Raw genomic sequence first — 13,882 nt, 5'->3', positions numbered from 1 at the left:
GGTATAGCACTCAGGCACTGCGACTATGCCACAGGTTCCGGCAGTTCCTGCCGCGGGCTGCGATGCGCACGCTGATGACGATCGTCAATCGGGCCTCATCCCCAGATCGTGGCGCTTCAGTCCGGCAGGTGCTTCAACCAGTTCCGATAGAGCGCCGCGATCAGATCGGTCTGGGTGATCATGCCGACCAGACGGTGTTCGGCGTCTACCACCGGCAAGCAGTGCAGACCGCGGTCGGAGAGCAGGAACACCAGGTCAGCCATGTGCGTGTCCGGGTTAACCGTCACCACCGGCGTAGTCATGATCGAGCGCAAACGAGCGCTATCTGAGCGCTTCAGCTGGCTGAGACGCAGTCGCCCCGGCGTCGAGCGCAGATGCTTGAGCAGATCGACCAGCGTGACGATGCCGAGCAATTCACGGCTGTCGCCCTTGACCACCGGCAACGAATGCAGGCGGTGCTCGCGCAGGCTCTGCCAGGCCCGCTGAATGGAGCCGTCCGGGGTGCCCCAGTAAAGATCGCGGGACATGATATCGGCGGCGGTTATCTCGCCCATGCTGCGCCGCAACGCATGCTTTTCGGTCTGTTTGATCAGCTGGGCCAGGTCATCACGGGTGACGTCGACGTATTCGCCAAACTCGGCCAGCGCCTGCTCGACGTTGTCATCACTGAAGCTCATGCGCTCGCTGGGCAGCGGGTCACGGGTGTGATGCGTGTTGCCCTTCTGCGGGCGCGGCTTGGGGTAGGCGTGGCCACTGAGATTGTTGTAGAGCAGCGCCACCACCACCAGCAGCAACGAGTTGAACGCCACCGGGTAGAGCAGCTGGAATCCGTAGGCATGCAGCTCCGGGCTGCCGACCACCGCCACCAGCGCCAGCGCTGCACCCGGCGGATGCAGGCAGCGCAAGCCGAACAGGCAGATGATCGCCAGCGCCCCGGCCAGGCCAGCCGCCACAGCCACGGGCAATTGGCTCGCGCCCAGGGCGATACCGATGGCAGCGGCCAGCAGGTTGCCGCCGATTACCGACCATGGCTGGGCGAAGGGGCTCGACGAGGCAGCGAACAGCAGCACCGCGGACGCAGCCGCCGGTGCGGCCAGTGGCAGCGTGACCGCGATTCCGAACACCCAGGCGCTGAAAGGGATGATCACCAGCAGAGCCAAACCCATGCCCGTTGCGGCACGCAGCCATTCAGCCGGACGCGCCGACAAAGGTATGGGCGCAAATGATCGACACCAGTCTAGAAGGCGTTCCTGCATGGTTCCTGCTTGCGTTGAGTCTGCGATCGCTGCGACAGCCAAGTGTTTGCATGGCCGGCATGTCAGCCGATCAGAAGAGGCCTGGCGCCACAAATAGGGGCACAGACCGAAACGGGCGCACATTGTCGGTGCATCCCAGACTCCAGACCAATGAATAGTATTGGTGCTTCGCTGCAGTATTTTTGTTATCAACCTTGCGATCAGGCGTGCCTGACCTGCAGCAATAGACAGAACCGGCCTCGCTTCAGCCGTTGATATCCAAAAATGAAGGCGTATCCGGGGTGTTAGCACGCTTCGCTGATGGCCGGCCGCAGCTCTTTTTCGTGCTCGCCGATCAGTGCGGCAACGATGCGCATCACGTCGAGATTGGCCTCTTCCATTTCGCTCATATGGGCGAGCGCGTCTTCCAGCGCCTGTCGGCGAAACGCCTCGATGGCCTGCTGGCCCTGTTGATGGACGGCCGTGTGCGGACGTTCGATCTGCTGGAAATGCGCCAGGCGGTGCATGCCGCGATTGGTCTCCCCGTAATACCAGCGGCCAAAGCGACACTCACGCTCGCTGGGCAGCACCGGCGCGCTCTGACTGCTCGAACCGAGCACCTGGTTGTAGACGACGAACTTAAGCGACAGCTCATCGAGGTTGGCCAATTCAATGCCAGCGCGGAACGAGGAGCGCTCGATGCCGTGGCGCATGTTGCCCGCCAGCTGATGCAAGTGCTGCATGGCTGCTACGGCCAGTTCGGTGGTGCGGCTGAACCCTTGCGCCAGGCCGCCCTGCATCTGGATATAGGCATGCACGCTGGCGATCTCGGCCTGCACCTCGGTAATTTTCTGCACGATGTCGGCGGTGGCCAGCGCGGTCTTTTCCGCCAGGGTGCGGATTTCCCCCGCGACCACGGCGAAGCCGCGACCGGCGTCACCGGCCCGCGCCGCCTCGATGGCAGCGTTGAGGGCAAGTAAATTGGTCTGACTGGCGATGCCGCTGATGAGATCGACGATCCCGTTGATCTGTTGCGAATGGGCCGCAAGGGCATCGACCTGCTGCGATGCCTGATTAAGCCCGCTCTCCATGTCGACTGCCTTGCTCTGTAACTCGCCGAAATGCTGCTGGTTACTCAGCGCTGCATTGGCGACCTGCTCGGCTTGCGTGCGGTTTTCGCTGAGCTGGCCGGTGAGGTATTCGAACGAGTCACCCAGATGCTCGACCGAATGGCCGAAGCGAACCAGATTGCCGGCCACGCCGCGGTAATAGTCCAGGTGCCGTTGCCCTTCGGCGTTGGTGGCGCTGACGGCGGCCACCTGCGCCTCCAGCGCGGCGATACGCGCGGCTTGCTCCACGCAGGTCCGCTGCAGCCGATCACGCTCCTGCTGCAGCTCGCGAGCGGCTCGTTTCCATTTGAAAAACATCGGCTGCCTCGCGGATTCAGTTGAGTGTGTAGCCGTTGTCGACCACCCAGTCCTGGCCGTATACGCCACGTGCGCCCTGCGACAACTGGAACAGGATGACATTGGCGACGGCGGCAGATTCGAGGAAATGCCCCGGCAGCAGGCGCTGAGTGACGCCTTCGGCCACCTGCTCAAGCTGTTCCTCGGCCAAACCCAATGTCCCCCAGATCGCGGTGGCGGTCGGCCCCGGAGACACCACGTTGATGCGCACGTTGAGCGGTGCGAACTCCACCGCCAGGGTGCGGGCATGGGCGACCAGCGCGGCCTTGCTGGCGATGTAAGCGGCCAGCCCAGGGAAGGTGCTGCGGGTCAGGAAGGTGCCGACAAAAACCACTGATGCTGGCTTGGCCAGTTCGGCACGCAAGGCCGCCAGGGTGTTCAAGGCTCCCGCTCCATTGACGGCCCACTGGCGCTCGAAGCAGGCCACATCCAGGCTGTCACCCAACTCGGCGATACCCGCGTTCGGCACCAGATAGTCCACCGGACCGAGCTCCGCCGCGCGACGGGCCAGTGCTTGAAGATCGTCTTTGGAGGTCACGTTGCCAGCGTGCCAATGCAGGTGCTCGGGGTAGGTTTCCACCAGCTCGGCCAAGCCGCCCAGGGTGCGTGACATGGCCAATACGCGCGCACCGCGCTGCAGCAGTGCGGTACACAGCGCCAGCCCAATACCGGAGCTGGCACCGGTAACGACGGCCAGGCGCTCATTGAATTCATTTTTCATCATCATCTCCGATGCCGGCGCTCGCCGAGCCGCAGGCTGCCCGTCCCGGAATGGGCAGGCAGCAGTTTTCAGTAGGGGTGGTGGAATAAGCTGGTTAATTCAGCGTCTAGCCTGGATGGCCATCGACCCGCGCAGTCACCAGCATCGGCGCATAGCGCCAGGCATACAGGGCGAACGCCAGGGCCCAGCAAATCGCGGCAGCCCACAGGCCGATCACTGGCCATTCGGTGATCAGAAACACCCGCGTAGCGGCACCGAGGTTGAACAGCACGAAGGCGCCCACGATGCCAGGCGGCAACTGCAACGGCCGTCCGGTATGACCGAGCGTGACGCGAGCGATCATCGCCAGAATCAGGCCACTCATGGAGCCGACCGACAGTGCATGCAGCGACGAACTGGAGCTGTCCAGCAGGCCGAAATTCCACAGCGCCAGGCCGGTTGCCGCGACCACCAGCCAGAGCATGGCCAGGTGCAGCGACCACAGCAGCGGCACGCGCCAGATGCCGCTGTCATACCAGCGCGCCAGCCTCAACAAATGCCCGGCGGCGATGCCGAGAAACAGCACGCCGAGCCAGACATGCTGCTGCAGCGCAACGCCGACGGCGTAGAGCACGGCAATCAGGCCGGTACCCACCAGCAGCGCCCCGTCCAGCCAGAGCCAGGGCTTGACCGCTTCGGTGCGGCCGAGACCACGTTGAGTGAAGAAGGGAATCACCCGTCCGCCGATGATCGCCATCAGCGCCGCCACCAGCCATAACCCGGCGAGTACGCCCTGGCGCTGCAAAGCGTCATCGCCGAGCGCGACGCCGCAGAGCACCAGCACATCGGCGGCGGTCATCAGGCCGAGCACGGCGATGATCGGGTAGTTGCGCTTCTGCCTGGCCTTCCAGAGGATGCGCGCCATCAGCCCGGCCACCCCCAGCATGAACAGCAGATCCAGCGGGATCAGCAAGGCCACGGGCAGTCCGAACAACCAGCCGAGGCGGGCCAGCAGCCAGACCACGGCAAGCGCCATCAACCTGTTGCCCGATACGCCAGGCTGTCCGGTCCAGGTTTGCCCAGCCGTCAGCAGGAAGCCGGCAACGATAGCCATGGCGAAACCGAACAGCATCTCGTGACGGTGCCAGGACAACCAGCCACCGGTTGGCTGAAAGCCCGGCCAGAAACCTGTCCATGCTGCGATCCACAGAGGTATCGCCAGCATCGCAAAGAGGCTGCCGGCGAGGAAAAACGGGCGAAAGGCGAGCCGCCACACGGGCGGGATACTCAAGGCTTTTCGCCGATCGATAACTTGCACAAAGGCCTCCTGAGCTTTTCGTATCTGCCTGGAGGAAAGAAGCCCTGCCGGTCAGAAAGGTGACTGCTCCGAGTTGCGGAGCCAGGCCTACTTTTTACAGCTTAGGGGGCTCTGGCAGACTTGATTGCAATCATCTTTTTTTGGGAGGGAGGCCGGCTGCGACGGCCGGCAGGTCCGAGTGCACTGAGGAAGTGGCGCAGGAACGCCGCCGCGCAGGGCACGAGCGATTCGGATCGTGCGTACGCCCAGCGGCCGTAGGATGGATCACGCTTCACCGATCCACCGAGTAATCGATCAACCGACCCCGCGATCCAGCAAGCCACTGAGCTGAGTCGCGGTGGATGTAAAAGGCGACATCCACCCTACGCAGCGGTGGAGCGTGGGGGACGTTACTTCGGCTCGTGCTTGACCGTTTCGGTCGCCGTAGCGCTGTCGCCGTCGCTCATGGATTTGCGGAATCCGCTGATCGCACCACCCAGGTCCGAGCCCAGGCCGCGCAGGCGCTTGGTGCCGAACAGCATGACCACGATCAGCAGTACGATCAGAAGTTGCCAGATGCTGATGCCCATCATTTCAAGTACCTCATCGAGTTGTTGGTTGGCGGTCTAGTGACCGGCGTGAGCCTGTTGATGGCCGGGCATGGCGTGAGGCATGCCGGACGATTGTTGTAATACGGATTGATCAATGTCCTCGAAGCGCAGCACTCGGCCGCCGTGCATGGCCGCAAGCCCCTTGGCGGCAGACTCGTCAGCAAAGGTGGCCAACACTACGCCCATTGCGCCTTTGAGCGATGTGCCCGCGACATAGTAGGCGCTGGTGGCATCGATCAGGTATTCGTCGTCAGGGTGCTCCCAGGTGGAGCGGCCCATGTCGTGAACATAGAGTTTGGCATCGAGCATGCGGTTTTCCGGTTGCAGCCACCAGCCGAGCATCTCGGCGGTGGAACAGAATTTACGTACCCCGCCCTTTTCCACCGCTTGCCCCTTAGGTCCGGGGAAATCGCTGATCACCATGCCACAGACATGGCATTCATCACTGCTGTGAAAGGCGACGGGTTCAAGCAGCTGCTCGCTCTGCTCGGCTTCGTTGCAAGCGGCCAGGCCCAGCATCAATGCAGCGGCGACCAGTACGCGTGACGCTCTGTATAGCGCATTCATCGTTACAGTTTCCTTTTCGTGGTCATGCAGGACGACGGCGGAACACGCCGTAGGCCAGCAGCAGAGAAACACCTACCCAGAGCAACAGGCACAGCCAGAGCGCGGCGGTCGGCAGCGGCAGATCGCTGCCCAGCGCCAGTACGCCCATGGCCTTGCCGCCCTCGAAGCCGGACAGATTGATCAAACGGTAGATATCAGCCGGGTTGAACAGCAGCAGCCAGGGCAACAGCTCGGGGTTGAACTTGCCTTCGCTGAGCACCAACAGCGCCAGCAAAACGAGATCGAACACCAGCACGAAGAGAAACCACACCCCAAGCGCCAGCCCGGCGGCACTGGACTTCTCGCCCACCTTGCTGCTCAGCACATAGGCCAGGGCGAGAAACACCCAGCCCAGCAGTGTCGAGGAAATCATGAAGCGGCCGAAGGCCCAGAGCAGCAGACCGATCTCGATATTTTCCACCAGCGCAGCGATGGCCAGCATGGCGCAGCCGAAGCCGATCAGCACTGCCAGTGCCAGGATCAAACCGTGGCCGACGAACTTGCCCAGCAGGATTTGTCCACGCCCCAGCGGGTAGGTGAGCAACAGCATCAGGGTGCCGCCCTCGTCCTCGCCAACGATGGCGTCGTAGGCCAGCAGCAGTGCGATCAGCGGCATCAGAAAGGTTGCCAGGCTTGCCAGGCTGGCAATGGTCGCCGGAATCGAGGTGAAGCCCAACTGCCCGGACGCGGCAGCACCCAGCCAGGCAATGCCCACTGCCAGCACCGCGAACAACAGGCTGATGGCCAGCAACCAGCGGTTGCGCAAACCGTCGCTGAATTCCTTGCGGGCGATGTTCCAGATCTGGTTCATAGCGTGCCCTCCGCAGCGCGAACGTCACCGGCGCGTTGCATGTAGTAGCGATACAGGTCTTCGAGCGATGGCTGGTGAATCTCGATGTCATCCGGCTCGCTTTCGCCCAGCAATTCGCGCAGCAGCGGCAGCTTGTGACCGTTGATGGCTGATACCTCGACGCTGCGCTCGCCCAACGAACGCGCGCTATGCCCAGCGGCGTCCCAACGCTGCAACCAGCCAGCGCTGTCGCCGATACCACTGGCCCGAATCCGCACCGGCAGCCCGGCCTCGACGCGCAGCTGCGCCAGGCTGCCGACCGCCTGTAGCCGCCCCTTGGCGAGAATCGCCGCCCGATTGATATGTGCCTCGACTCCCGGCAGCACATGCGAGCAGAGGATGACGCTGGTGCCGCGTTGGCGCATGCGGTCGATCAGCTGATAAAGGTCGCCGGTCGCGATGGGATCGAGTCCCACCGTGGGCTCGTCGAGCAGCAGCAGCTGCGGATCGCCGAGCAGCGCCTGAGCCAGACCGAGGCGTTGGCGCATGCCCTTGGAATAGGTCTTGACCCGCCGCTCGGCGGCGTGGGCCAGGCCCACCTGCTCCAGCAATTCATCCACCTGCCCCAGCGATGCGCCTTTCAGCCGGGCGAAGTGGCGGAGCGTCTCGCGGCCGCTGAGCTGCGGATAGAAGGTCACGTTTTCCGGCAGGTAACCCAGCTGGCGACGGACCTCGGGATCATGCGGCGCTCGACCGAGCACGCGCACCTGCCCTTCGCTGGGCGTGAGCAGGCCGAGGATCAGCTTCATGCTGGTGGTCTTGCCGGCGCCGTTATGGCCGAACAGGCCCAGCACCTCGCCTTCGCCGAGGGTCAGGTCGAGGTCATGCAGCACGGTCATGCTGCCGTAACGCTGGTTCACGCCCTGGATCTCTACAGCGCTCATGGCGTTGGCTCCTGCGTTTTGCTTGTCGATGATTCGGTTGGCGGCTGCATCAGCGGGTGGCTGTCCTGCACGCCGGGTGATTTGATCACCGGGAAGGCCCGTTGAACCCAGCGCAGCACCTCGATACTCGGGCTGTTCATCAACAGCCGTACCTGCGGGTAGAGCCACAGCAGGCGGTCGACGTTGTCGTTGGGCTCGTAGGCCAGGTCGCCCAGGCCGTCGTTGTTGCGGTCCCAGCCGAGGTAGTCGCTCCAGTAGTTGCCACGGCCGTCGATGGACCATTCCTGCGTGCGGGTGGCCACGTACTTGACCTGCTGCTGATTGCCGATGAAGGCGTTACCCGCGATGCGGTTGTCTTCCGAGCCGGCGGTCAGGTGGATGCCCAGCGCGCTCTTCTCGAAACGGTTGCCTTCGATGGTGTTGAACAGCGAGTTGTAGATAAACAGCGCCTTGCCCTCGGCGCCGGAGATCATGCTGTCACCGGTCGAGCCACTGCGCACGTCGCTGACAACATTGTCGCGAATGGTCGAGTAGGTGATGTAGTTCATCAGGATGCCGTAGTTCTCATCGCCCTCGGAGCGGTTGCCGATGACCTCGAGCTTGCGGCTTTGCATCAGCGCGTAGCCGGTGCGGGTGCGGCGGGTGACATTGCCGATCACGCTGTTGTCGTTGGCGAACATGTAATGCACGCCGTAGCGCAGATCCTCCAGCACGTTGCCTTCGATGTGGTTGCCGTTGGAGGTGTCGATGTAAATGCCGTCGCGGGTATGGCGCACCTGATTGTCGATGATCCGCGCGCCGCTTACCGCGTAGAGATGAATGCCGTTGCCACGGTCCTGGGAACGGATGCTCGTGTCGCCTTCGATCCTGTTGCCGATCAGGCTCACATCCTTCGAGCCGTCGACCCAGACGCCGAAACCGGCGCCACGCAGCTGGTTGTCGCGGATCACCACACGCTGCGCCTTGGGCTGGACGAAGATGGCGGCGTTCATCGCCGTCAGGTCGCGTCCCCAGTCGAGCAGCGTGCAGCCCTCGACCGTGACATCCGATGCCTCGATCAGCAGGCCGTTACCCTCGCCTTGCGCCTGCAATACGGCGCCGGGCTCGCAGCGCAGCTCCATGGGCTGGTCGATGATGAATTGGCCGGTGTATTCGCCGGCTGGCAGGCGCCAGCGGTTGCCCTCTTCCGCCTCCAGCGGCAAGGCCGTAATGGGTTGCGGAGCCGCCGCGGCCACCCCGCAGAACAGGGCCAGCAGCAACGCTGCCAGCGGTTGAAACGTGGATATCGCCTGAGATCTGAGCACAGCGTTGTTCCTCTTCAGCTTCCAGGCAGGTGAAGGGCGGGAGCGACCGCTCCCGCCCGGTTGTGTTACGCCGGCTCGACCATCATGCGGCCGACCATTTCCATGTGCAGCGCGTGGCAGAACCAGCTGCAGTAGTACCAATGCAGGCCGGGCTTGTCGGCCGTAAAGGTGATGGACGAGGTCTGCTGCGGGCTGATTTCCATGCTCGCGCCGTGGTTGGTCATGACGAACCCGTGGGACACGTCCTCGATCTGGTCGATGTTGGTGATGGTCACGGTGACTTCGTCGCCCTGCTTGACGTTGAACTCGGTCAGGCCGTAGGTCGGCGCCATCGAGGTCATGTACACGCGCACCTTGTTGCCGTCGCGGATGACCTTGTTATCGGTCTCCAGATTGATGCCGTCCTTCTTCGCCATTTCCACAGTGGGTGCGAAGAACGGGTCGTCCCGTTTCCAGATCTTCTGTGGCTTGATCTGGTCACGGCGCGCCAGGATGCAGTCGTGCGGCTCGGCGTAGGTCGGGCCGTCGTGCACCAGCTTCATTTCCTCACCGGAGATGTCGATCAGCTGGTCGTTTTCCGGGTGCAGCGGGCCGGTCGGCAGGAAGCGGTCCTTGGAGAACTTGCACAGCGCAACCAACCACTTGCCATCGGCTTCGCTGGTTTCGGTCAGCGAGGCATGCAGGTGACCCGGCTGGTACTGCACGTCGAGCTTCTGCTTGATGTAGTTGACCTTCTCGCCGTTGTAGGCGCGCACCGCGTCGGCCATGTTCCACTTGACCACCTGGCTGTCGATGAACAGCGTGGTGTAGGCGTTGCCACGACCGTCAAAGGTGGTGTGCAGCGGGCCGAGGCCCAGTTCAGGCTCGGCGGCGACCACGTCGCGCGGGTCCTTCAGCTTGTCGTCGAACAGGTCATCGAGCTTGGCGATCTCGATCATGGTGACGGTCGGTGACAGCTTGCCCGCCGCGATGAAGTACTTGCCGTCAGACGAGGTGTTGCAGCCGTGCGGGTTCTTCGGCACCGGGATGTAGCGGGTGAATTCCGAACCGGCGCGGCCGTCGACCACAGGCACTTTCGAGTCGCCGACGGTGCTGAACTTGCCAGCCTTGATCGCTGCCTCGATACGCGGAATGTTGTACACCACCACCCAGTCGCGCTCGTTGCGCATCATGCCGCCCAGGTCGGTGGCCTTCTCCGAGTTGTAGCAGGTGGAGGCGGCATATTTGCCGGTGTAGTCGGCGTCGGTGTTGTCCAGGTTGCCGTCGACGATGACCTGGAAGGCCATCTCCATTTTTTCCGCGTCGATGACGTTGAACATGGTGTAGGCGTTTTCGGCCTGCAGGTCGTAGGAGCTGCCGTCGTTGGGGTGCGGAATGACGAATTCGGCGTTGGCGAACACGTACTTGGTGTGCGGCACCTTCTGCAGACGCAGGCCGTGGATCGCCTGGACGTTCGGCACGGTCAGCATCTTGTCGCACTTCATGATGTCCAGACGGATACGCGCAACGCGGCTGTTGGCCTTGTCGTTGATGAACAGGTACTTGCCGTCGTACTTGCCGTCGGTCATCGAGATGTGGGGATGGTGGCAGTCGCCGTTCAGGAACTTGGCGCTGTCGCCCATGATGTGGCGGCTTTCGTTGGTCAAACCCCAGCCGGTGGCGGAGTCGACGTTGAACACCGGGATGCGCATCAGCTCACGCATCGAGGGCACGCCTACAACGCGCACTTCACCCTGGTGGCCGCCGCTCCAGAAACCGTAATAGTCGTCCAGCTCGCCCGGCGCGACGTGGATCTTCTGCTGCGCGTCCTTGACGGCGGCCGCCCAGGCTTCGCGGCTCATGACGGCGCCGCCAAAAGCAGTGGCGGCCACAGCGGCACCGGTCAGCGCGCTGGCGCCGAGGAAACCGCGGCGGCTCAGGCCACCCTTTTCCAGCGTTTCGGGGGTGTTCTTGCTCTTGTCGCTCATGGGTCTTGCTCCTTATCGTGTACGGACAGGTCAAACGATCGGTTGCGAGCGCTCGCGATCAGGCGTGTCGCTCTGCGGGTCTACCACTTGCACTACAGGGATCAGCGTCGGGCCGGCCGGGGCTTTCTTGCCGCGCTTGCTGCGCTTGTTCTTCAGGATCAGCGGCGGGCACTTGTTTTCGTTGTGATAGGTCATCTGGCAATCGAGGCAGTAGTGGCACTCGTTGTGATTGATGTGCCCGTCCGGATGGATCGCCTGGACTTCACATTCGTTGGCGCAGACCTGACAGGGGTTGCCACACTCCTTGCGCCGCTTGAGCCAGTCGAACAGGCGGAAGCGGCCGGTGATCGCCAGACCCGCACCCAGCGGGCAGACGTAGCGGCAGTACACCTTGCGGGTGAAGATGTTGATCGCCAGCAGGGCCACCGCGTAGGCGACGAACCACCATTGGCGGTCGAACTTGAGGGTGATGGCGGTCTTGAACGGCTCCACTTCGGCGGCCTGCTCGGCCATCGTCATCGATTCGAGCGAGATGCCGAACAGCACCAGCAGCACGATGTACTTGATCGCCCAGAGCCGCTCGTGAACCGCGAAGGGCACTTCGTACTGACGAATCTTGAGCTTGCGTGCGGCCTCGTTGATCAGCTCCTGCAGCGCACCGAAGGGGCACAGCCAGCCGCAGAAGACCCCACGCCCCCAGAGCAGGATGCTGGCGGCGGTGAACACCCAAAGGATGAAGATCACCGGATCGGTAAGGAACAGCTCCCAGCGGAAGTCCTGTACCAGGGCATGCACGAAGGTCAGCACATTGACCACTGACAACTGGCCCAGGGCATACCAACCGATGAACACCACAGTGAAGATCAGGTAGCCGTGGCGTAGTTTCTTCAGGAAGTTGGGATGCTGGGTGAGCTTGTCCTGCATGAACAGAATGACGGTCAGCAGGAGCAGCGCGGCCAGGATCACGCCAATCTGGAAGCTCTGCTGATACCAGATGTTGACCCACATCGGCCGGTTGGCCTCCTCGGCTGCCGCCAGTTCTTCGGCAGTCGGCTGCGGGCGATCGATGTACTGCTCAGGCATCTGGTAGGGCAGTTCGAAGCTGGTGAACATGCCACTGATCGGGCCGGTCTGGCGGCGCACCAGCAGCTCCAGCGTCCAGGGCGAGCCGGGATCGAACGCCGCATGCTCACGGACGATGAACACCGCCATTTCGCTGAAATCCGGCATGCCTTCGGCGTACACGTCGTCGAGGCGCTGGAAGTCCATGTCGCGGAAGCTGATCACGTTGCCGAACTGGCGCAGCTGAACCCGATCGAAGATCCCGCCCCGTACATAGCCCGAGCCCTTGAACGAGTACTCACCACTGGCCATGACCGCGACGGCGTGCTCGCCTGGCTTGAGCTCCCCCTTCAGGTCGGCGTAGTGAGCGTCGCCGAGCAGGGCGCGACCGATAGTGGGCGGGTTCAGGTGCGTGGCGTAGAGGTCGATGAAGGTCTCACCGACTTCCTCCGGTGCGGCCTCGTCGATGCCTTCGGCTTCGGTCCCTTTGAACGCCTGATCGATGTCGCCCTTGGTCAGGTGCAGGCGGCGAATCGCGCCATTGCCGGTCAGCTCGCTCCAGCTGGCGGGCTCGTAATAGTCTTCGCGGACGGTGGCGGGCTTTTGCGTCGCACCGGCCTTTTCTTCCACCAGCCCGAGCGACACGGCAACGTCATGGGCTGCGCGCATGACGATTTCATTAACCACCATGACCGTAACGGTGGCGCCAGTGACCGCATCGATGGTGACCGCCTTCTCATCGCTGGAGTGGCCGACCACGACCCGCTGATCGACCTTGATCCCCTCGTACTTGGCTGTGAAGGCGTGAAGTTTTTCAATCGGAATGCCGACCAGCAGGATCGGCTCATGGTGCTCGAGCACGTAGGCATCGACGATCACACCCTGTGGATCGAGCAACACCTGCAGGTTGATGGGCTTGCCGGAATAGGCCGGGATATCGACCACGTTGATGGTCTGGAACGCGTAGCCCTGCACCTCGTCGCCCTTGGTAAGGGTGCGGACCTGGTAATCACCTTCTGCCGCAGAGGCCTCGGCGCCTGGAAAGAACTGCTCGATGCGCTGTTGCTCGGCCTCGTAGTCCTTGGCCTGGGTGAGCGCACTGAGCATCAGCGCCAGCAGCAGAGCAAAGCCGAGCCCCCATGCGCCTCTGGTGCCAGCTGCGAAAGAGAGAAGGGACTTCATGAGCGACCTGCTTGATGTTGCGAATGTGAGCCGATGGTAGGCAGCAGTCCCCCACCCTCTCCTTGACGGCTATCAAGATTGGCCGGCAGCGGTGATTGCATTGAGCCATGTCAATGCGCAGGGAGAGTTGTGCTGGGGATTCGCGAGCAGGCTCGCTCCTACTGGGCGCAGCGAAGCTCGGCGCTCCGCCCAGTTGGTGCAGCTCATAACATCAGGAATGTGGGTCCGTAGGGTGGGATTCAGCCCACAAGCGCTCGTGCGCATGCCGCATGCCGCATGCCGCATACATCAAAGCTTTGGGCACCTGCCGGAGGCCGACAGTGCACGTCTTACCGCGGTGGACTGAAGCTGAACGCCCCCCCCCCGCCCGGCCCACCCTACCCGGCTGAAACCGCAGGCTGCTTTAAGTGCATCATTTGCAAGGCAGGGTGAGCGGCGCGCCGCTCCGTCTAACGACCAGCGCAAAAGGCGAACGTCGCGTCACCCACCCACTGCGCTGGTCAGGCCGCCGCCATACTGGGTGACGGCTCGTAGGGTGGATCACGCTTCATCGATCCACCAACCCGGGCCACGGTGGATGTAAAAAGCAATATCCACCCTTGTATCTCGACTACCACGCTATGTTGGGGTGATAGTTCCCGACTGATCATCGGGGGAAGGCCAGGAAGCCGTATCCACCCTTAGGCTTTGAGCCTGCGACGTAGATAGCGCTGCGGCC

The 13,882-nt window shown here is 62.9% G+C and carries 11 protein-coding genes; all 11 read right to left on the bottom strand.

Annotated elements, in window-relative coordinates:
• Window positions 1-116 precede the first annotated feature (116 nt).
• Window positions 117-1,256: an HPP family protein gene (locus tag CXK96_RS05680; RefSeq protein WP_102835532.1), complete on the bottom strand. Its 1,140-nt coding sequence runs from the start codon at window positions 1,254-1,256 to the stop codon at window positions 117-119.
• 284 nt (window positions 1,257-1,540) lie between these two features.
• The gene (locus CXK96_RS05675) at window positions 1,541-2,662 is read right to left on the bottom strand and encodes a methyl-accepting chemotaxis protein (RefSeq protein WP_102835531.1); all 1,122 of its coding nucleotides are present in this window, start codon (window positions 2,660-2,662) and stop codon (window positions 1,541-1,543) included.
• Window positions 2,663-2,678: 16 nt separating this feature from the next.
• Window positions 2,679-3,422, bottom strand: a complete 744-nt coding sequence (locus tag CXK96_RS05670; RefSeq protein ID WP_102835530.1) for an SDR family NAD(P)-dependent oxidoreductase — start codon at window positions 3,420-3,422, stop codon at window positions 2,679-2,681.
• 106 nt (window positions 3,423-3,528) lie between these two features.
• A complete protein-coding gene (locus tag CXK96_RS05665) occupies window positions 3,529-4,719 on the bottom strand; it encodes an NnrS family protein (RefSeq protein WP_102835529.1) in 1,191 nt (396 codons plus the stop codon).
• A 389-nt stretch (window positions 4,720-5,108) separates the two neighbouring features.
• A complete protein-coding gene (tatA, locus tag CXK96_RS05660; RefSeq protein ID WP_102835974.1) occupies window positions 5,109-5,288 on the bottom strand; it encodes a twin-arginine translocase TatA/TatE family subunit in 180 nt (59 codons plus the stop codon).
• A gap of 36 nt (window positions 5,289-5,324) precedes the next feature.
• The gene (locus tag CXK96_RS05655) at window positions 5,325-5,876 is read right to left on the bottom strand and encodes a nitrous oxide reductase accessory protein NosL (protein WP_102835528.1); all 552 of its coding nucleotides are present in this window, start codon (window positions 5,874-5,876) and stop codon (window positions 5,325-5,327) included.
• Window positions 5,877-5,898: 22 nt separating this feature from the next.
• Window positions 5,899-6,726: an ABC transporter permease gene (locus CXK96_RS05650; protein ID WP_102835527.1), complete on the bottom strand. Its 828-nt coding sequence runs from the start codon at window positions 6,724-6,726 to the stop codon at window positions 5,899-5,901.
• A complete protein-coding gene (locus CXK96_RS05645) occupies window positions 6,723-7,649 on the bottom strand; it encodes an ABC transporter ATP-binding protein (protein ID WP_102835526.1) in 927 nt (308 codons plus the stop codon). The genes CXK96_RS05650 and CXK96_RS05645 overlap by 4 nt, the downstream gene beginning before the upstream one ends.
• Window positions 7,646-8,953: a nitrous oxide reductase family maturation protein NosD gene (locus tag CXK96_RS05640; protein WP_102835525.1), complete on the bottom strand. Its 1,308-nt coding sequence runs from the start codon at window positions 8,951-8,953 to the stop codon at window positions 7,646-7,648. Before CXK96_RS05640 ends, CXK96_RS05645 begins: the two co-directional genes overlap by 4 nt.
• A 65-nt stretch (window positions 8,954-9,018) precedes the next feature.
• The gene (nosZ, locus tag CXK96_RS05635; protein ID WP_102835524.1) at window positions 9,019-10,920 is read right to left on the bottom strand and encodes a TAT-dependent nitrous-oxide reductase; all 1,902 of its coding nucleotides are present in this window, start codon (window positions 10,918-10,920) and stop codon (window positions 9,019-9,021) included.
• Window positions 10,921-10,950: 30 nt separating this feature from the next.
• The gene (gene nosR, locus CXK96_RS05630; protein ID WP_102835523.1) at window positions 10,951-13,164 is read right to left on the bottom strand and encodes a transcriptional regulator NosR; all 2,214 of its coding nucleotides are present in this window, start codon (window positions 13,162-13,164) and stop codon (window positions 10,951-10,953) included.
• Between the last annotated feature and the right edge of the window lie 718 nt (window positions 13,165-13,882).

It is taken from the genome of Stutzerimonas stutzeri (assembly GCF_002890895.1).
Taxonomy (GTDB): Bacteria; Pseudomonadota; Gammaproteobacteria; order Pseudomonadales; family Pseudomonadaceae; genus Stutzerimonas; species Stutzerimonas stutzeri_AB.
Note: the sequence above shows the minus strand (reverse complement) of the source record. Positions and strands in the feature narration are given on the sequence as shown.